Origin of the sequence: Lysinibacillus sp. 1 U-2021 (assembly GCF_029916965.1) — a bacterium.
Lineage (GTDB): Bacteria > Bacillota > Bacilli > Bacillales_A > Planococcaceae > Lysinibacillus > Lysinibacillus capsici.
Genome location: NZ_CP123966.1, coordinates 2,922,094 through 2,940,709 on the forward strand (window position 1 = coordinate 2,922,094; position 18,616 = coordinate 2,940,709).

At 37.3% G+C, this 18,616-nt stretch carries 20 protein-coding genes and 1 riboswitch; of the genes, 12 read left to right on the forward strand and 8 right to left on the reverse strand.

The features are described from left to right. Nucleotides 1-67 precede the first annotated feature (67 nt). Nucleotides 68-1,252 (reverse strand): MFS transporter, encoded by a 1,185-nt coding sequence (locus tag QH639_RS15020; protein WP_237898147.1) that lies wholly within the window; start codon nt 1,250-1,252, stop codon nt 68-70. 114 nt (nt 1,253-1,366) lie between these two features. Here QH639_RS15020 and QH639_RS15025 point away from each other — a divergent pair, with 114 nt between their 5' ends. Then, nucleotides 1,367-1,669, forward strand: coding sequence for an ArsR/SmtB family transcription factor (locus QH639_RS15025; protein WP_131521437.1), 303 nt, complete (start codon nt 1,367-1,369; stop codon nt 1,667-1,669). Nucleotides 1,670-2,129: 460 nt separating this feature from the next. Here the strand turns inward: QH639_RS15025 and QH639_RS15030 are convergent, their stop codons facing one another. Genes QH639_RS15030 through crcB (QH639_RS15040) form a run of 3 tightly spaced genes read right to left on the reverse strand, consistent with a single transcriptional unit; the run spans nt 2,130 to nt 3,183 of the window. After that, a complete protein-coding gene (locus QH639_RS15030) occupies nt 2,130-2,477 on the reverse strand; it encodes a hypothetical protein (RefSeq protein ID WP_048392463.1) in 348 nt (115 codons plus the stop codon). Nucleotides 2,478-2,491: 14 nt separating this feature from the next. Continuing rightward, the gene (gene crcB / locus QH639_RS15035; RefSeq protein ID WP_131521436.1) at nt 2,492-2,821 is read right to left on the reverse strand and encodes a fluoride efflux transporter CrcB; all 330 of its coding nucleotides are present in this window, start codon (nt 2,819-2,821) and stop codon (nt 2,492-2,494) included. Continuing rightward, nucleotides 2,818-3,183, reverse strand: coding sequence for a fluoride efflux transporter CrcB (gene crcB / locus QH639_RS15040; protein ID WP_131521435.1), 366 nt, complete (start codon nt 3,181-3,183; stop codon nt 2,818-2,820). The genes crcB (QH639_RS15035) and crcB (QH639_RS15040) overlap by 4 nt, the downstream gene beginning before the upstream one ends. Before the next feature lie 914 nt (nt 3,184-4,097). Here crcB (QH639_RS15040) and QH639_RS15045 point away from each other — a divergent pair. Then, nucleotides 4,098-5,840 carry an ABC transporter ATP-binding protein gene (locus QH639_RS15045; protein ID WP_115673309.1) on the forward strand — a complete coding sequence of 581 codons (1,743 nt, stop codon included), beginning with the start codon at nt 4,098-4,100 and terminating at the stop codon, nt 5,838-5,840. Continuing rightward, nucleotides 5,837-7,570, forward strand: coding sequence for an ABC transporter ATP-binding protein (locus QH639_RS15050; protein ID WP_237898146.1), 1,734 nt, complete (start codon nt 5,837-5,839; stop codon nt 7,568-7,570). Before QH639_RS15045 ends, QH639_RS15050 begins: the two co-directional genes overlap by 4 nt. Nucleotides 7,571-7,614: 44 nt before the next feature. On the opposite strand, the gene QH639_RS15055 is transcribed toward QH639_RS15050, so the two are convergent. Next, the gene (locus tag QH639_RS15055; RefSeq protein WP_048392470.1) at nt 7,615-7,983 is read right to left on the reverse strand and encodes a hypothetical protein; all 369 of its coding nucleotides are present in this window, start codon (nt 7,981-7,983) and stop codon (nt 7,615-7,617) included. Between the two features lie 195 nt (nt 7,984-8,178). Between QH639_RS15055 and QH639_RS15060 the strand changes: the two genes are divergently transcribed. The 5 genes from QH639_RS15060 (at nt 8,179) to QH639_RS15080 (ending at nt 12,117) form a co-directional block, all read left to right on the forward strand. Then, nucleotides 8,179-8,682, forward strand: a complete 504-nt coding sequence (locus QH639_RS15060; RefSeq protein WP_237898144.1) for an RNA polymerase sigma factor — start codon at nt 8,179-8,181, stop codon at nt 8,680-8,682. After that, the gene (locus QH639_RS15065) at nt 8,672-9,676 is read left to right on the forward strand and encodes an anti sigma factor C-terminal domain-containing protein (protein WP_281114780.1); all 1,005 of its coding nucleotides are present in this window, start codon (nt 8,672-8,674) and stop codon (nt 9,674-9,676) included. The genes QH639_RS15060 and QH639_RS15065 overlap by 11 nt, the downstream gene beginning before the upstream one ends. Before the next feature lie 173 nt (nt 9,677-9,849). Next, nucleotides 9,850-10,605 (forward strand): SDR family NAD(P)-dependent oxidoreductase, encoded by a 756-nt coding sequence (locus QH639_RS15070; RefSeq protein WP_281114781.1) that lies wholly within the window; start codon nt 9,850-9,852, stop codon nt 10,603-10,605. A gap of 25 nt (nt 10,606-10,630) precedes the next feature. Beyond that, the gene (locus tag QH639_RS15075; RefSeq protein WP_004230567.1) at nt 10,631-11,059 is read left to right on the forward strand and encodes a MarR family winged helix-turn-helix transcriptional regulator; all 429 of its coding nucleotides are present in this window, start codon (nt 10,631-10,633) and stop codon (nt 11,057-11,059) included. 284 nt (nt 11,060-11,343) lie between these two features. Further along, nucleotides 11,344-12,117, forward strand: coding sequence for an IclR family transcriptional regulator (locus tag QH639_RS15080; protein ID WP_036077236.1), 774 nt, complete (start codon nt 11,344-11,346; stop codon nt 12,115-12,117). A gap of 27 nt (nt 12,118-12,144) precedes the next feature. Here QH639_RS15080 and QH639_RS15085 read toward each other — a convergent pair whose 3' ends face one another. Next, entirely contained in the window at nt 12,145-13,344 is a 1,200-nt protein-coding gene (locus QH639_RS15085; protein WP_281114782.1) for an aminotransferase class V-fold PLP-dependent enzyme, read from the reverse strand. A gap of 14 nt (nt 13,345-13,358) precedes the next feature. Beyond that, nucleotides 13,359-14,447 (reverse strand): M24 family metallopeptidase, encoded by a 1,089-nt coding sequence (locus QH639_RS15090; RefSeq protein WP_281114783.1) that lies wholly within the window; start codon nt 14,445-14,447, stop codon nt 13,359-13,361. A gap of 292 nt (nt 14,448-14,739) precedes the next feature. On the opposite strand from QH639_RS15090, the gene QH639_RS15095 reads away from it, so the two are divergent. From QH639_RS15095 to lepB, 3 genes are all read left to right on the forward strand, one after another. Beyond that, nucleotides 14,740-15,675, forward strand: coding sequence for an LCP family glycopolymer transferase (locus tag QH639_RS15095; protein WP_054550408.1), 936 nt, complete (start codon nt 14,740-14,742; stop codon nt 15,673-15,675). 351 nt (nt 15,676-16,026) lie between these two features. Then, nucleotides 16,027-16,137 carry a hypothetical protein gene (locus tag QH639_RS15100; protein WP_004230560.1) on the forward strand — a complete coding sequence of 37 codons (111 nt, stop codon included), beginning with the start codon at nt 16,027-16,029 and terminating at the stop codon, nt 16,135-16,137. 149 nt (nt 16,138-16,286) lie between these two features. Continuing rightward, nucleotides 16,287-16,847, forward strand: coding sequence for a signal peptidase I (gene lepB, locus QH639_RS15105; protein ID WP_048392477.1), 561 nt, complete (start codon nt 16,287-16,289; stop codon nt 16,845-16,847). A 36-nt stretch (nt 16,848-16,883) separates the two neighbouring features. Here the strand turns inward: lepB and QH639_RS15110 are convergent, their stop codons facing one another. Further along, nucleotides 16,884-17,087, reverse strand: coding sequence for a hypothetical protein (locus tag QH639_RS15110; RefSeq protein ID WP_036218669.1), 204 nt, complete (start codon nt 17,085-17,087; stop codon nt 16,884-16,886). Nucleotides 17,088-17,246: 159 nt separating this feature from the next. After that, a riboswitch (purine riboswitch) is annotated at nt 17,247-17,346 on the forward strand. Nucleotides 17,347-17,419: 73 nt separating this feature from the next. Here QH639_RS15110 and QH639_RS15115 point away from each other — a divergent pair. Then, nucleotides 17,420-18,610 carry an MFS transporter gene (locus tag QH639_RS15115; protein WP_131521429.1) on the forward strand — a complete coding sequence of 397 codons (1,191 nt, stop codon included), beginning with the start codon at nt 17,420-17,422 and terminating at the stop codon, nt 18,608-18,610. The last annotated feature ends 6 nt before the right edge of the window (nt 18,611-18,616 follow it).

Sequence of the window (18,616 nt, forward strand, 5' to 3'; positions counted from 1 at the left end):
ATGATTTTCAGCAACTAGATATATAGGGTAAATTATTAATCCTAGTAAGTATCGGCATGATAAATTTTTAAGCAGTTGTATTTTTTGAATTGATTTGCTGATTAGTAGGTAGAACTCCACTTTTTATGAATAAAATCAATGAAAAAGTAAAACAAATTCCTGTAAAGATACTAACAGCAATAAAACCGCCGATGTTTGCGTAAAGCATTCCAGCTACAAACGATCCTAACGTTGTGCCGAAATACATTGATGCATTTGCAAGTGATGCGATCGTTCCGCGTGCTGTGAAAGAGAGTGTTTGCAATAAACTCATCATAAGTGGAAAAACAATTCCTACGCACAGAAAAATTAAAAAATAAGCAGCTTTAATATATGGTAAACCTGGTAAAAAAGGAAGGACTAGATAAAGCAAAACGAGTAGCATTACTCCAAAAGAGAGAGAGGTTTTTATACCAATTTTTTTAACCAAGCTACTTCCAAAGAAACTGCTAATTGTATTACCTAAGCCAAGGAATAAAAACACAGTTCCAATACTTGCTATGCTGAGCTGAAATTTGTCAGAAAGCCATGTGCCGATAAAGGAGAATGCAGCAAAATTTCCTAGTTGAAAAATAAAGTAGCCGAGAAAAGCTAACTTTGATCTTGATTCACCCAGTAGAGCACGGTAACGTCCTAAAATAGAAGAATCTTTCTCGTGTGAATGAACTGATGGCATAGATGGCAATAAAACCGCAATAAGAATGGCTAGAAAGAAAGAGCAAATTCCAATAATGATAAACGGGGTTGGCCAACCGAAAGTAGCTAGATAACTACCGATTGGCACACCTAACATTTGAGAAACAGCTAGTCCTGCAGTGGCTATACCCATAGCTTTTAGTATTTTGTTAGATGGAACTAACTGGGGAATAGCTGCCCAGACTTGAGGCGAAGTAAACGCAGCACTAACCCCTGCTAAAAATCGAAATAAAAACATACTCCAAAAGCCCGTAGCATACCCACATAGCAAGGTGAATATACCAAAACTAAGTATGCCAACCAGCATCACTTTTTTGCGATTCCAGCTATCTGAAAGAGGTCCAGAAATTAACGCAAATAATGCATATCCCAAAGCATAGGCAGATACAATCCAACCTGACTTTTCAATAGAAATGTCAAAAACATCACGTAGTGTTGGTAATAAAGGAGAGACAATAAACGTGTCAGTTCCGATAATAAACATGATAAAGAAAAATAAAGTTAATATTTTTTTCATAGCAAATCTCCTCAATTTCTATTGTTCGAATATAATCGAACAATAGAAATATATCACCAACTATGATATATTGCAATTATTAAATTAATAATTATTTTTAGGTAGGTGACTAATATGAGAACGCTTTACCATCCAAGTTTTAATGAAATCAATCTATCAACTGTACTTTATGCACTTAGTGATCAAATAAGGCTAGATATAATTAAGAGTTTAGCTGCAAATGGGGAACAATCTTGTAGTAATCTTGAAATTCCTGTTGCAAAATCAACCCTCTCGCATCACTTTAAGGTGCTTAGAGAGTCAGGGGTTATAAACACAAGAATAGAAGGAACTCAACGGTTCATTTCAATTAGATATGACGATTTAAATACTCGTTTTCCAGGTTTACTAAAGGCTATTTTACAGGGAGTAGAATAAAAACTTATCTAACGAAGGGGTTATCCGAAAGAGTTATTTTCTTCGTAAAAGATACGGTTATATTCAAGTTTGTGAGTTGCTCAAAATAGAAAAAGTTCTTGCCATACCCCAAAATAACTGGTAAAGATAAATTAATCAAAATCCAAAAATTTAATATGGGAAAATTAAAACGACATCTAATTTTTTAGATGTCGTCTCCTTTTTATATATAAAAAATGCTTATTTTAGGTGTAAAATGGCGTATTCCTAGGTTAATGTATATTGCATTTAAAAGGAAAGGTTCCAAATATGTCTCTTGTCTTTCCGATGTTGTAATAGAATGTTCTTCTACTGAAGTCAACGCTATGAATAATCATCTTATATTCAAACCAACATTTGATCTGACAGTGAGGGGAAAATAAAAGAAGTGTTGCAAAAACTTCAAATTTAAAAAAGGCGCCCTGGCAATTTCAAGTGGCGCCTAAAACATTTGAGGTAGAAATTCCCTCATGAATCGTTGATTTTTTCGTAACCATATCTTCAAAATCATGCGATGTGTTAACAGTTTATGCCTTTTATTTGGTCTCGCCTTTGCTTCTATGAGGCTCTGTAAAAGAATACAAGTTTCAGTTGCAAAAGCTTGAGGTTCAACGAGAACATCCAGCTTGTAATTAATTAACTGGGCTGTCTGAACCTTGGCAAGTAATTGCGCAAATTGTGTATTCATGGTAGCGTAATTTTCCTCTAATTCTAGGTCAATCAATGCATAGAGCGTTTGCTCTATTTCAACTTCTAATTCCTCCAATAACTCTTTTGACGGCTGTGTCACTAGTTCACCCTCTTTTATACGACTAGATAACCAATAGCTGCACAAAGTACGCCAATTAGCAAGGTACTGGCAATATAGCTAATGGCTTGTCTCCATTTTTGTTGTTCTATAAGCTGTAGACATTCAAATCCAAAAGTAGAAAAAGTTGTGTAGGCTCCTAAAAAACCTATGCCCATTAATTGCCATAACCAATCACTAAGATGTAGGGCAAATAAGAAACCAAGCGCAAAGGAGCCTGTACAATTAATCATAAAAGTCGCCCATGGATAGGGATGTACAAGTAATTTTCCTAAATAAAATCTAGAAAGAGCGCCAAAAAATCCACCAATTCCAACTAAAATCATGCAATACGCCCCCTAGCAAGTCGTATTCCCAGCCATGTGCAAACTAATCCACCTAAAACACTCACTGTAACATAGAGTACAGCCTGTAGCCACTCGCTATTTTCTAGGAGTAATAGTGTCTCTAAGGAAAATGTCGAAAAGGTAGTAAAAGCTCCACAAAACCCTGTACCTACTCCTAGTACAATAGGTGTGCGTTTTATAAATGAAGTAAAAAGCCATGCTAAGCAAAAGCAGCCCAGTAAATTAATAAACAGTGTTGTGAATGGAAATATTTCTGTATTGGGAACGGCGAGACTCAGACTATATCGACAGATGGCACCAAGAATTCCACCAATTCCCACGGCTAGAAATGACCTCAACATAAAAACCCCTTACTGAAAATGACTATAATGAAAGTGTATCATGAGACAAAAATTTTAGAAATATTTCAATTCAAGTTATGTCCCAAAATCGATTGTTAAAATGTATATAGTGTATAGAAAGTTATAGATGCGCATGAAATAATATTTCGAAATATTATATGTGGAAAATGAAATATCTTTTATTATAAGGACAATTCTTTGTTCCTCTTATGTGAAGCCGTTGACGGAAAACCCGGTGACGGCTAATCCATAAACGGAAATCCCGACACTACTAAATAATAAATAACTAAATAATAATTAACTAAATAAAGATGATGAGATAAGCATATGGAAGGAGTGCAACAGACGCAAAAAGAATATTCTCTTGTCTACTACTGGGTATCAAAATCTCTAGCCTTGGATTTCAGTCTTTAGGTTAATGTTTGTGCCGTAGAATTATTGTAAGGTTATAGACAACACTGTAATTTTAAGCATGTTCTCCCCTTGATTCCTTAGAGCATTTCAATGCTTTAAAGCGCTAACTATTTCCTGAAAATGATAAAAAATAACAGGGTGATAGTTGACAAATATTTCTATAGTGTGATAATCTTCAAGAACACTATAACAAATAAACTAAAGGAGTGCATGACAATGTTAATTTTATCAGTATCAAATTCAATCACAGTTACATACATTGTCCGTGCCTAACGCTTTATTTACTATTGCAGAACTAGGTATGGAATTATCCTGCCTTTTATAAGAGACACTTACTCTTTTAGGGTATGTGTCTTTTTTTGTGCAAAAAAGGTTGTAGTGCAAACAAAAAAGGAGTGTATGTATATGACAAAAACAGTTAGAAGAATGATTTTCAAAAAGGAATTTCTAGAAAGTGGGTAGTCATCCACAACAGCACGGAGGAAAGAAGGTTATGATGTATGTTTGATGTGTTAAGTAAATTAGGCTGGTTCTTTAAAAAATACTGGAAGCAATATACGGTGGCCATTGTTCTACTAATGGTTGCCAGTGGATTAGAGGTTGTCCCTCCCTATTTACTCGGTTCTATTATAGATCTATTGACTGCAGGAGAAATGACACCAGCTATTTTAACAAAATATGTCTTGATTTTTATTGGGATTATTATTGGGGGCTATTTATTAAATTTTGTGTGGCAATTCCGACTATTTGAAGGAGCTATCAACCTTGAGAAAATTTTACGTCGTAATTTAATGCAGCATTTTTTACGTATGACCCCAACATTTTATGAAAAAAACCGTACCGGTGACCTGATGGCGCGTGCAACAAATGACTTGAATGCCGTATCCACGACAGCAGGTTTTGGCATTATGACGTTGATTGATTCAACGATTTATATGGGCTTTATCATTTTTGCGATGGGCTATATGATTTCGTGGAAGCTTACATTTTTTGCTATGTTACCAGTTCCTATTATGGCGATCCTCATTCAATATTTAGGGAAAATTGTTCATGAGCGATATATGAAGGCACAAGATGCTTTTGGGGAACTAAATGATAGTGTGCTAGAATCTGTAGCAGGAGTGCGAGTGGTGCGTGCCTATGTGCAGGAAAAAAAGGATGAGGCTAATTTTGCAGATATGAGTGAAGTTGTGTATGCGAAAAATATTCATACAGCGAAAATCAATGCTTTATTTGGCCCGATTACAAAAGTCGGAACAGGCATTAGCTATGTTGTAGCACTTGGTTACGGGGCTCATTTAGTGGCAACTGAGGCGATGACGGTTGGGCAACTGGTCACGTTTAATGTTTATTTAGGATTGGCTGTTTGGCCAATATTTGCAATTGGTGAGCTCATCAATGTTATGCAGCAGGGGAATGCCTCACTAGATCGCGTGCAGGAAACATTGAACTACGAGGCGGATGTTCAAAATATTCCGAATCCACAAATGATTGCGACACCAAATGCGATTGGCTTTGATGCCTTAACATTCCAATATCCGATGAGTCAGGTGAAAAACCTACAGCAGATTTCACTTTCCTTGAAAAAAGGCCAAACGCTTGGCATTGTTGGTAAAACGGGAGCAGGTAAAACAACCTTCCTACGCCAATTATTGCGAGAATACCCAATCGGTCAGGGACAGCTTTCCATTGACGGTATCGATATTACCGCTCAAACGAAGGAGCAGATCCTCGATTGGATTGGTTATGTGCCACAAGATCATGTGTTATTCTCACGAACTATTCGTGAAAATATATTATTTGGGAAAGAAGATGCAACACAAGCAGAGTTGCAGCAGGCGATACGTGCCGCGTATTTTGAAAAGGATTTAGACAATCTACCAATGGGCCTTGAAACACTTGTTGGAGAAAAGGGCGTCTCTCTTTCAGGTGGTCAAAAACAACGTGTATCTATTGCTCGTGCTTTAATTAAAGATCCTGAAATTTTAATGCTGGATGATTCACTCTCCGCTGTCGACGCGAAGACAGAGGCAAGAATTATTGAAAATATTCAGCGTGAACGTCAAGGTAAAACGACGATTATTACGACACATCGCTTGTCTGGTATTCAGCATGCCGATGTCATCATCGTACTGGATGATGGGCAAATTGTAGAGCAGGGAACACATGAGGAACTTCTTGCGCAACAAGGATGGTATAAAGAGCAATTTGACCGTCAGCAGCTAGAAGGAGGTGCCTCATGAGTACGAGTCAACGTTTAATGCGCTATGCGATGTATTTTAAAAAGCCGATACTATTAGGCTTATTCTTCCTAACAATTGCCGTATTCACGGAGCTTGTTGGACCGTTTATTGCAAAACATATTATTGATAATTACATGACAATCGGTCATATAGAAATCAAACCGATTACATGGTTGCTCATTGTTTATTTACTATTAGCCATTGCAACAGCCATATTACGTTATTTTATGTATATTTATTTACAAATTGGCGCGAACCGCGTCATCCAAAAATTACGTAAAGATGTCTTTGAACATATTCAAACTTTACCAATCCAATACTTTGACAATTTACCAGCAGGTAAAATTGTTGCGCGTGTAACAAATGATACAGAGGCAGTTCGGAATTTATATGTACAGGTACTATCCAATTTTGTGACGAGCTTCATTTCTATTTTTGGGGTGTATATAGCGCTCTTTATTTTAAATTGGAAAATGGCAATGCTTGCTTTAACCATGATTCCAATTGTTTATGTGTGGATGATTTTATATCGAAAATTTGCCTCTAAATATAACGATGTCATTCGTACAAAAATTGCAGATATTAATGCCATGATTAACGAATCTATTCAGGGCATGACAATTATTCAGGCGTTCCGTCGTGAGCAGCAAATGACGAAGGAATTTGATGACATGAATAATGAGCATTATGCGTATGAACGCAAGCTGCTGGTGCTAGATTCAGCTACATCCTTTAACCTTGTGAATACGCTAAGACTTATCATGTTTACGGTCTTTATTTTCTACTTTGGTACACGCTCATTCACAGCAACTGAAGTGATTACAGCAGGGACATTGTATGCATTTGTTGATTACTTAACAAAGCTATTTAATCCGATCACGAATATTGTGAACCAGTTTTCACAGCTTGAGCGTTCACTCATTGCAGGTAAACGTGTCTTTGAGGTGCTAGATACGAATGGTGAGCCTGTTTCTGAAAAGAGCATCCCACGATATAAAGGAAATGTGGTTTTCGAAGATGTTTCCTTTGCCTATAAAGATAATGACTATGTGCTGAAAAACCTGTCATTTGAAGCACATCAAGGTGAAACAATTGCCTTAGTTGGTCATACAGGTTCAGGGAAAAGTTCCATTATGAACTTGTTATTCCGCTTCTACGACCCATCAAAAGGCAAGATAACTATTGATGGCATTGATATTACTTCTGTTCCACGTCAAACGATGCGTGAACATATGGGTATTGTGCTACAGGACCCTTACTTATTTACGGGTACGATTGCATCCAATGTTAGCTTAAACAATCCGCGCATCTCTCACGAGAAAATAGAAGCTTCCTTAAATGCTGTCGGGGGGGAACGTGTTTTAGCTAATTTACCAAATGGCTATGAGGAGCCAGTTATTGAGAAGGGCAGCACATTATCTTCAGGACAACGTCAGTTGATTTCATTTGCACGCGCCCTGGCGTTTGATCCTGCCATTTTAATATTGGATGAAGCAACATCGAATATTGATACGGAAACAGAAGAAATTATTCAGCATGCGATGGATGTCCTGAAAAAAGGACGAACAACGTTTATTATTGCGCATCGACTTTCTACGATTAAAAATGCAGATCGTATTCTTGTCCTTGATCGAGGAAAAATTGTAGAAAACGGCACGCATGATGAACTGCTAGCGCTTGGCGGAATTTATGACAAAATGTATCAAATGCAGGCGAACTCCTTACAATAATAGCTTAAAAGCCCCACTTCAACTGTGAAGCGGGGCTTTTCTATTTATCTTACATATTTGAAGACATTGATAAAGAATAACAGGACAGACAGCGCTACAGCAATTCCACCACCAGACACGAAAAGCTCAAATAACCAGCGTGGTACATCCCAATACACCATCATCATGCCAACAAAAAGGAAGGGTAAACCGAGATTGTAAAGCCAGAACTGTGCTTTGGCGAGACCTGTCTCCGCAGCATTTTTATAAGTCGAATAAATTAAACCAATGAATCCAGTAGTCAGCCAACCTACCACACCAATATGAGCATGTGTCGCTTTCCATTGAAGTTGAACCGTATAATGCATAAACAGGCCAAAAGCAAAAACAATCAATAAATAAAAGACTGAAACCTTTATCCATTTAGCACCCATTATCCACAACTCCTTTCTTGAAAGTGATTTTAGCTAGCTGCTACAGTATATTCTTGTCAAATTAAAAAGATGCTTGTATGTATTTGAAAATAAATGTTGTTGGTTTTCATTAAACTAAAATATTTAATGGGAACTTTTTGTAATATGTAAACTTTTCATGGAGTTCTGCGTTGTATAGGCAGAAGGGAGGTGGACATGGTAAAGCAATCAATGAATGCATTTCTACAGCAGGCGGGAACGCTGCTATATCGTTATTTGAGAAAACGGGGATTAGCCCATGAGGATGCAGAAGATATCGTCCAAGATACATGTTATAAATTTTTATTACATAAAAATGGAATTCAGTCAGACAAAGTAATGAGCTGGTTATATCGTGTAGCAACCAATCAATTTTATGATCTCAAGAGAAAAGAAACACGTCATCCCACAATAGAATTAGAGGAAGTTCAATTGACTTCATTCATTCATATTCCTGAGATCCAGATGCTAAAGAAAGAAAAATTAAAGGATATCCACAATACACTCGAAACACTATCCATTTTACATCAGGAATTATTAATCCTGAAATATGAGCTGGGATTATCGTATAAGGAAATTTCAGCCCTGATGAATAAGAATGAAAACACACTAAAAACACATGTCAGACGTGCTAGGGAAGAATTTACTGAACGATTTAAGGAGGATGTTCATGATGAATAATGAAGAAAATGAATTTTTGTTTGATGATAAACAAACGAAAAAAATAATGAGAAAGGCAAGGTTTTGGTCAACAGTCAAAATGATTGGGATTACATTGGTCGTTATACCAATTGTGCTAATAGCATTATGGTATGGGCTGAGGGCTTTATCGTTAAATAGTGCGCAAAAAGTAATGGATGATATTCATTTATTTAACGAAATAAGTGCGCCCAATGTCCAAATTAGTAATCAGGTTTATGACGATTATTTGCTGGGAGGGAAAATAACAACAACAACCTATAAGGTGCTTGGAGAGCAGCATCGGCCATATATTTGGAAGCCTATCAAAAGCGATTATAATTTATTTGGAACGCTTACACGAACGGCCATTTCTAGCCCCATCCAAATAGAAGGTTCAGAATCACTGGCTGAAACATATCAATTCGAACGGTTTAATGACTACACAGGTGACCGAGAAATGTTTTTTTATCATCCAAGGATTTCCTACGACCATTATCAAGATAATATTAGTGAACTGCATCAATTGGAGAAAAATACTTTAGTAGAATTAGCTATTTCCTTTAATGATGCCTATAGTTTTAGGGAAATTAAAAGCAAGCTACCTTCTGAAGTACAAGTAGATTGGTGGTGGGTGGATGCCTATACAGATGATACACTAGATTTTTTTAAACAAGGACAGAATACGATTTCAGCCAATGATCCATACATTTATGGCTTCCAATCAGAGCAATCCAAACCAAAACCCCGACGCACTTCAAATGATGAGGTTGAGACCTTTATTCGAAACATTGAGCTTCTGCGTAAAAGCAAGAACTTTGATTGGAAAACAAACCAGGTTTATCAAGCTTTAGTAGGGGAAAATGGAACCCTGGAGAAAAGTGATGTGAAAATAACTGGGGCTGTCGTAACTGGTACTCCAGAGCAATTGCAGTCTTTACAAGGACAAACCTACATTAAAGGGTCTACATTTGGTGTAATATCAAATCAGAAATAGAGCGAAGGAAAAGAGTAATCGGCACAAACATGTAGAAAGATCAATTTTAGAAAAGCTTATTTTGGATGAACCCTTCTCCAGAATAGGCTCTTTTATCGGAAACAATTTAGTTTAAAATTAAATAGTTTAATGTTAAACTATTAACAGATAAACAAGAAGGAGATGTTGTTGCAATGGGTAAACTACAAAACAAAGTGGTCATCATTACTGGTGGTGCAGGTGGTATTGGTAGTGGAATGGCAAAAGCTATGGTAAAGGAAGGAGCGATTGTTACAATTGTTGACTTAAATGCAGAAGCAGGCGAGGCAATGGCAAAAGAATTACAAGAAATGTCTCCGAAGTCTATGTTTTTACAGGCTAATCTAATGGAACGCGACCAATTACCAAAAATTATTGATACAGTCGTAGAAAAATACGGTAAACTAGATGTGCTAGTTAATAACGCTCATGCTGCTAAACAAGTTACAATAGAAGAAACTACACAAGCAGATCTTGATTTGTCATTTGGAACAGGTTTTTATCCAACCTTCTATTTAATGCAAGCAGCCCTACCGCATTTAAAAGAAACTAAGGGTAATATTATTAACTTTGCATCTGGAGCAGGCATTCAAGGTCATGAAACACAGGCTGCTTATGCCGCTGCCAAGGAAGCCATTCGTGGTATTTCCCGTGTTGCCGCAAATGAATGGGGACGTTTTGGTATTAATGTCAATATCATTAGTCCGCTTGCTGATTCACCAGGTGTACAAGCATGGGCAAAAGCACAGCCAGAGTATTATGAAGCGGTGAGAAGTAATATCCCGTTAGGCCGTTTTGGTGATATTGAGCAAGATATTGGTCGAGTAGCTGTTTTCTTAGCTTCTGACGATTCTCAATACATTACAGGTCAAACGATTATGGTGGATGGAGGCTCACTAATGCTTCATTAATTCTCAGCGTTTGAGGAGGATTTTTTTGAAACAGACAAATATTTTTAAACTGATTCATATGATTGAACAGGTGAACAATGCGAATATTATACGTTTTACAAAAGCGTTCCCATATCCTTTAGGAATTTCACCAATTTTAGTTTTAAATGAGCTACATGTCAAAGGCCCTCAAAAACAAGCCGAATTAGCTGAGACAATCGGCTATACAAAAGGTGCTATGACGAGCATTGCCGAAAAGCTGGTCAAGCTTGGATTAGCAGAAAGACTATATGATCCATCCGACCGTCGCACCATTCGCTTACAAATTACAGACGAGGGTCAAAGCGCTTTAGCAAAGGCTCAATCTATCGGAAAAGAGGTCTTTGTACAGCTTTTTGAAGTATTAGATGATGAGGAAATTGCCCAATACTTGCGGATTCAAGAAAAATTAGTACAGGGTATCCAGCAGAAATAACCATGTAAAAAAATCAACCTACCTTTTAAGAGGTGGGTTGATTTTTCATTGTTGAGGCGGATTGGGTACGTAAACTGGCGGATAAAACTCAAAATGTGACGGATAAAAAGAGGAATCTGGCGGATAGCCTTCCTTTTTTGCATGATAGAATGTCCATAGGAACTGCTTGAAATGAAATAGTTCATTTAAAATCTAATTGTAAAATAGTTGAATTTATTGAAAATTGTCCGTCTTCATTTTATAATCAAAATACGGTTCTATTATAGAGACATTTGAGGTGTGAAATGACATTAAAAACATTAGATAACTCATTGGAGGTACTGAAATATTTTAATAAGGAAAATCCTACATGGGGTGTTCGTGAGCTAGCAAAAGAGATGGATATTAGTCACTCCATTATTTATCGGATTTTAGCAACCTTCGAAAAACAAGGCTTTCTTATTCAAAATCCTGAGACAAAAAAATATGAATTAGGGCTTCGCTTTCTAGAATATGGCCAGATGGTTAAAGATAAATTAAATCTTTCTGACTTTGTTTTACCAATTATGATCAACCTTGCAGATACCATCAAAGAATCCGTATTTTTAACATGGCTGGATGGAACAGATGGTGTCACAGTAGAAATAGCTGAGAGCTCTCAAACCATTAAGTTTTCAGTGTCGATTGGCACGCGGACACCACTACATATCGGGGCATCTTGTAAAGTCATCATGGCTTATCTACCTGAAGAGAGAAAAAAGGAGATCATGGAGCATGGGATGAAAAGATTAACTCCTGAAACCATTACTGACCCTGATGAAATGTTAGCCGATTTAGAAAAAATACAACAGCAAGGCTGGTGCTTTTCAACAGGAGAGTACTCTCATTCAGTATTTGGGCTAGGTGTACCTCTTTTTAATAGTAAAAAAGAAGTCATTGCCTCTTTAACAATTGCTGGCCCTATTTATCGTAAGCCAACAGAGGAGAAGTTACCTGATATGGTGAATGTTCTTCAATATGGAGCGATGAATATTCAACGGTATTTCGATCAATACAGCTTTAAATTATATCATGAATAAGCATGAAAAAGAGGCTCAAGATAGACATTAACTATCTTGAGCCTTTGCTTGGATTTTTTTCATGATGGATACGGCCTTGTCAATTTCTTCAAACGTATTAAAATAGTGTGGTGAAAAACGGGCCATTTTAGAAATTTGATTGCGTTCCATAATGGTATTCGCCATAAATGTGCCAGCTTCAATGATGACCCCATGTTCTGCTAAAGCATTGGTTAGCTCATCTGGTGACAGCCCTTCAATGTTAAACGGCGTAATCGATAATCGATGAGCACTATTTTGAGGACCATATAAGACAATGCCTGGAATGGTGGCAAGCTGTTCAATTAAATAGTTTGTTAGCTGCTTTACACGATCATATATGTGATGGATACCGATATTGTTCGCATAATCAATAGCTGCCCCTAAGCCGAAAATACTTGGAATGATCGGACAACCTGGTTCAAAACGTTTAGCTGTTTCTAAAAAAGAATAGGCATTGTTCTGATAATCCCACTGGGTGCTGCCCCAGCCAATCATAATAGGCGTCAATGTTGGAATGAGTGCTTCTCGTACATATAAAATACCTGATCCTTCAGGGCCGCGTAGCCATTTCCGCCCACTCGCAACTAGAAAGTCACAGCCAAGTTCGGCAACATGAATGGGGGTTAAACCAAGTGTTTGATTGGCATTCAGCAATGTGAGTACATGGTGTTGCTGGGCTAGCTGACATATTTCTTTGGCGGGCTGGAGTGCCCCAGCAGCATTAGACATATGGGCAAAGGCAATCAATTTTGTTTGTGGTGTGATGAGTTGCTCAAGTGCATATAAATCTACCATATATTCATCATTAGTTTTTAACACTTTCAGCTGAACCCCTTGTTGCTGAAGGGCAAGCCAAGGCACATAGTTACTCAACATTTCTGTGTCGAGCACTATGACCTCATCTCCCTGTTTCCATTGCAAGCCACCTGCGATATAATTAATCCCCATTGAACCGTTTGGCACAAAGGCAATCTCCTCTTTTGTTGCGCCGATGAACAATGCTGCTTTTTTTCGAATACGCTCTACTTGCGCATACGTTTCTTGACGAAAAGAGGGCAAGTAGGGACCAATACTTGCTTGTTTTTGGAGATAGCTAGTCATTTCATCCACTACTGGCTGTGGCATGGCAGATGCAGCAGCTGTGTTTAGATAAATATAGTGTTCAAGTAGCGGCATATCCTGTTGTATTTTCCTCATATCGATCATTGTACACACCAACCTTATAAAATGATTAATTCTTTCGAATAGGTCATTAAATTTTCGTAACCATTTTCTGTGACGATTAAATTATCCTCGATACGAACACCACCAACATCCTGCACATAGATACCTGGCTCCACGGTAAAGGCCATGCCTGGCTTTAACACTAGCTGATTACGCTGCATCATATAAGGCTCTTCATGTGCACTTAAACCAATGCCATGGCCAAGTCGGTGTGTGAAATAATTGCCATAGCCGGCATCACGAATAATGTCTCTTGCCAGATCATCAATGGCATGAGCTGTCATACCTGGTTTTATGGCTGCTATGACTGTTTCATTTGCTTGCTTCACAATGCTATAAATTGTTTTGAGCGTTGGAGAAACTTCTCCTAAAGCAACTGTTCTAGTCATATCCGCCACATAGCCCTTATAAATCGCGCCAAAATCTATGACGATTAATTCACCTGTCTCTATTTTCTTTGTGCTCGCTCTACCATGAGGAAGTGCACCTCGGTAACCAGAAGCAACAATGGTTCCAAAAGGTGTTCCCTCTGATCCACGTCGTCTCATTTCATATTCTAATTGGGCTGCGACTTCCATTTCTGAAACACCAGCTTGAATAATCGGTAATGTGGCTGCAAGACTTTCTTCGACAATCTGTACAGCCTGACGCATGAGGGCTATTTCGTGTTCATCTTTTTCCATACGTATATCACGAATGGTTTCACCGATATCACATAAAGTGTCATATGTAAGGTTTTCGATAGTTTTCTGTTCCTTCACGCGCATGGTGTCAAACTCAACGGCAAGTGTCTGCGCTGTTCCTAGTTTTTTTTTTAGTTGCTGGATGGCCTGTGACGGTCCTTCCTCATCCGAATAGGATAAGATTGCCCCTCCATTACCCAAGTCAACTTTTGTTAATTCTACTTGTGGAACGAGAAAGTATAATTGATGATGAGCAGTAATAGCGACTACTGTTAGGCGTTCACTTTGCTTTAACTGAAGACCTGTAAAATAATACATGTTTGACCCTGGTACTAGCACTGCTACATCAATTGACTGTTGCTGCATACGGGAAACGAGCTGCTCTCTTCTTTTTTGAAACATTGAGTGATTCCTCCTAAAAACGTTTCTATTATAGAGACGTTGTATCTGAAAAATAGTATATATCAACAATAATGAATTTTCAATAAATTAAGATAGCACCATTTTGATAGAGGGCAATGAATGTAAAAGGAAGATAATTGACAAATGAGGGAATAGTATGTTGTAAATTTAGTAAATACTAGTGTACGTCTTTTTTTCGTTCATTATGCATATAAGTAGACTAGATAAACTTTTTTCCAACTTAATACGTCAAAAAGAGGGGCAAAATTGTTAAGCAAGAAAGGACTTATGTATGGAAAAAAACATGAAACGCTCAAAAGAGAAAAAGAGCAAGAAAAAATTATGGCTGTGGATTGTTGGTAGCCTATTAGCAATTTTTTTAATTTTTATAGGTACTGCCTACTTTACCATCCAAAAAACTATGAATAAAATAAATACACCACTTATTCAAACAACAGATGCAGCACAACCAGAAGAAAAAACAGTGATTAAAAAAGATCCCTTTTCGGTTCTAATGCTTGGGGTCGATGAACGTAAAGATGATAGTGGACGTTCCGATACCATGATTGTAATCACTGTAAATCCTGAAAAGCAGACGATGAAAATGCTTAGTATACCCCGTGATACTCGAACAGAAATCGTTGGTCATGATACGGTAGATAAGATTAATCATGCCTATGCCTTTGGAGGCGTCCCTATGGCTGTGGATACGGTCGAAAATTTTTTAGATATACCCATTGATTATTATGTATTTATTAATATGGAGGGCTTTTTACAAATTATTGACACGCTGGGTGGCGTAACAATCGATAATGATATGGATTTAACCTTTGACGAATACCATTATCCAAAGGGAGAAATCACATTAGATGGTAATGAGGCCCTTATTTTTTCTCGTATTCGTTATGAAGATCCTCGCGGTGATTTTGGACGCCAAATTCGACAACGTCAAATCATTGAAGCGGTGATGAAAAAAGCCTCCACACCATCAACATTATTAAAAGCAACTGATATGTTGAATGTACTAGGCGACAATGTTCGCATGAACTTTTCAGTGAAGGACCTTATTCAGCTGCAAAGTATTTATAAAAAAATGGATAAGGATATTGAGCAGTTATCGTTCGAACAGGGAGACGGTGAAAGGATTAACCGCATTTGGTACTATATTCCGAATGAGGCAGAGCTTCAAAAAATACAAACAGATTTAAAAAACCATTTACAAAAGTAAGTAAGCAAGTTGCTTACAAATGTCGCATACTAGCTGTAAACTTTTTGGCCACGAAGGGAGGGAGATGAATGAATGGGAGGACCCAGGTGCTGAGGTATACAGCGCTGAATCATTGCATGCAAAGCTATGTACCTAAACGTAAAGTGCGAAAAAATCCAGTCCAATCAGCAATAAGAGGCCTACAAGTATTATGTTTAAAATTATTTATGTAAGGGATAAAAAATCATTCAGGTAGGGTGCATGCCTAGTTGAATGATTTTTTTGCTGTTATGCATCATTTTTCGATATTTCTTGAAATATCAGAAAATTAAGTGTATACTGACATTAGAAATGGTTAAAGGAGTGATTGTGATGATTGTAGGCACAATTTTATTAGCATTTGCATTACCAGTGGGTATCGTATTAGCAGTAGATTTATTAAACGAGCAGCATCACTCTGCTACACAAACTAACCATTCATAACGTTGAAACAGTAAAATATCAATTTCTAGACAATGTTACTTTGTAGCCTTGTCTATTTTTCTATGAATAGGAAACAATTTGTGTGATTCATTCGTCAATAATAGTGAGAAAATGTTATACTATTAAAAAAACAGTATCGGGGAATGAGCATGCAAGCGGAAAAAACATCCAATCTTAAAAAAGAAATATTATCCTACATCAAAATTATTGTCATTACAGCTGTTGTTGTTTTTGGCTGTAAGCAATTCTTATTTGCGCCGATTAAAGTACAGGGAGCATCTATGTATCCTACTTATCACGATAAGGATATTATTATTGTAAGCAAAACAAGTAAAATCGAGCGTTTTGATCAAATTGTTTTCCAATCTCCTGTCGAAGATGAGTTATATATTAAACGTGTCATTGGTCTTCCAGGGGATAAAGTGGAAATGAAAGATGATGTATTGTACGTCAATGGCAAAGCATATAAAGAAGATTATGTGAACCGTCAAACGGATGATCCTAATCAATTACGCATTACGGAAAACTTTACATTGGAACAATTAGTGAATGAAAAAGAAGTGCCAGAGGGCATGTATTTTGTGCTTGGTGACAATCGCCTAAAAAGTAGTGACAGTCGCCATTATGGTTTAATTTCAGAGGATGCTGTATATGGTGAATCGAAATTAATACTATATCCATTTAGTCATTTTCATATTGGCTCAAAATGATGAAAAAAGAGGTCACTCCATTGAGTAGCCTCTTTTTTATTGTTGGGGTAAATCGGTACAGCTTTTATAAGTGGGATAATAGACACAAATCCTTGAATTTTCAACGGTTTCCTTGATGGGCGATGGCTTACTTTTCATGGGCGATTGCATTGCTGGTTCTTCATTTGTGAACGCTTCTTCTACTAATTCTACGCCATAAAATAGTATTAAAAAATAGCAGACAAATCCTACTATACGCAAACAATCACCTCGTAAAATAGTTATTGTATGTTTATATATATGGTCAAATTCGTCGAAATATAAGCAGAAAATCGAAATTTTCTCTTGCCAAAAAGATTTTTAGAGGCAATGAATTCTATGAAAAAAGCTATTGTCAATGAAATTTTGATGTGCTACTATAGCTAAAGTAAATATTTGATCTGTATAACCTCAATAATATGGATTGAGGGTCTCTACCAGGAACCATAAAATCCTGACTACAAAACTTTGCTTCATTTTTGTAGTCAGGATTTTTTTAGTTTGTTTTAAAACAATCTCCTACAAAAATGAACGGTATCGAAGGGGAGATTACGATGAATTGGAGAGTTTATATTCTTGCTGTGACTACCTTTGCAGTAGGGTTAGTTGAATTAATTGTTGGTGGAATCCTGCCAAATATTGCAGAGGATTTAGATGTGTCTTTAGCGACAGCGGGACAATTAATTACTATTTTTGCACTTGTTTATGCGATTTCTGCGCCTGTCCTACTATCCTTGACAGCCAAGGTGGAACGCAAGCGCTTATTCCTTATTTCTTTATTTATTTTTACGTTAGGAAATCTAATGACCTTCTTTAGTACAACGTTTATCATTGTGCTAATCGCACGTATTTTCACAGCTATGAGTACAGCGTTAGTGATTGTTTTATCATTAACGATTACAACTAAAATCGTAGAGCCTCGCCATCGTGCTAAAGCACTGGGGCTTGTTTTTATGGGGGTAAGTTCTGCGTTGGTGATCGGTGTGCCAATGGGTATTTTTATTACAGAAGCGTTTGGCTGGCGAGCCATATTTTTAGGTATTAGTATCCTATCAACGATTTCAATGATATTAATTGCTTTATTACTTGAAAAAATGCCAATTGGAGAAGTAGTGCCACTCAAGGCGCAAATTAAATCGCTGGCGAATTTAAAAATCCTGACAGCACAGTTAACTACCTTATTTATGCTAGCGGGCCATTACATGCTCTACGCCTATTTAACACCATTTTTAGTAGAGGCATTTGATATGAAAGCTTCATGGATTAGTATTTGTTACTTAATTTTTGGTATTGCCTCTGTTAGTGGAAATGCTGTAGGTGGATGGGTGAGTGATAAAATTGGCACAAGTAAAGCCATTATTTTAATTGTCTCAGCTTTTGCCATTGTCTTATTTAGTATTCCTTATACAATTATTGCCCTTCCACTGTTTTTAGTATTTACGGTTTTATGGGGTGCGTTGAGCTGGGCACTGACACCGCCATTACAAAATTACTTAATTCAGGCGGATCCTCAATCATCGGATATTCAGCAAAGCCTAAATACAGCTGCCCTGCAAATTGGTATTTCTATCGGATCAGCAGTTGGTGGCGCAATGTTTGCTTGGACAGGTTCTGTTATGCACCTAGCTAGCTTTGGTACGATTCTAGTTCTTTGTGCATTAGGCTGCGCGATCTTTTCTATTAAAAGGGCACCTCTTGGACAGGAGCAGCACGTAGATTATCAGTCAGCACATCATCATTCATAATCGAAC

Excerpts from the sequence above, each read along its gene's own strand:
- QH639_RS15020 (WP_237898147.1), bottom strand. The coding sequence starts at position 1,252 with ATGAAAAAAATATTAACTTTATTTTTCTTTATCATGTTTATTATCGGA.
- QH639_RS15025 (WP_131521437.1), top strand. The coding sequence starts at position 1,367 with ATGAGAACGCTTTACCATCCAAGTTTTAATGAAATCAATCTATCAACT.
- crcB (WP_131521436.1), bottom strand. The coding sequence starts at position 2,821 with ATGATTTTAGTTGGAATTGGTGGATTTTTTGGCGCTCTTTCTAGATTT.
- crcB (WP_131521435.1), bottom strand. The coding sequence starts at position 3,183 with ATGTTGAGGTCATTTCTAGCCGTGGGAATTGGTGGAATTCTTGGTGCC.
- QH639_RS15045 (WP_115673309.1), top strand. The coding sequence starts at position 4,098 with ATGTTTGATGTGTTAAGTAAATTAGGCTGGTTCTTTAAAAAATACTGG.
- QH639_RS15050 (WP_237898146.1), top strand. The coding sequence starts at position 5,837 with ATGAGTACGAGTCAACGTTTAATGCGCTATGCGATGTATTTTAAAAAG.
- QH639_RS15055 (WP_048392470.1), bottom strand. The coding sequence starts at position 7,983 with ATGGGTGCTAAATGGATAAAGGTTTCAGTCTTTTATTTATTGATTGTT.
- QH639_RS15060 (WP_237898144.1), top strand. The coding sequence starts at position 8,179 with ATGGTAAAGCAATCAATGAATGCATTTCTACAGCAGGCGGGAACGCTG.
- QH639_RS15065 (WP_281114780.1), top strand. The coding sequence starts at position 8,672 with ATGATGAATAATGAAGAAAATGAATTTTTGTTTGATGATAAACAAACG.
- QH639_RS15070 (WP_281114781.1), top strand. The coding sequence starts at position 9,850 with ATGGGTAAACTACAAAACAAAGTGGTCATCATTACTGGTGGTGCAGGT.
- QH639_RS15080 (WP_036077236.1), top strand. The coding sequence starts at position 11,344 with ATGACATTAAAAACATTAGATAACTCATTGGAGGTACTGAAATATTTT.
- QH639_RS15085 (WP_281114782.1), bottom strand. The coding sequence starts at position 13,344 with ATGATCGATATGAGGAAAATACAACAGGATATGCCGCTACTTGAACAC.
- QH639_RS15090 (WP_281114783.1), bottom strand. The coding sequence starts at position 14,447 with ATGTTTCAAAAAAGAAGAGAGCAGCTCGTTTCCCGTATGCAGCAACAG.
- QH639_RS15095 (WP_054550408.1), top strand. The coding sequence starts at position 14,740 with ATGGAAAAAAACATGAAACGCTCAAAAGAGAAAAAGAGCAAGAAAAAA.
- QH639_RS15100 (WP_004230560.1), top strand. The coding sequence starts at position 16,027 with ATGATTGTAGGCACAATTTTATTAGCATTTGCATTACCAGTGGGTATC.
- lepB (WP_048392477.1), top strand. The coding sequence starts at position 16,287 with ATGCAAGCGGAAAAAACATCCAATCTTAAAAAAGAAATATTATCCTAC.
- QH639_RS15115 (WP_131521429.1), top strand. The coding sequence starts at position 17,420 with ATGAATTGGAGAGTTTATATTCTTGCTGTGACTACCTTTGCAGTAGGG.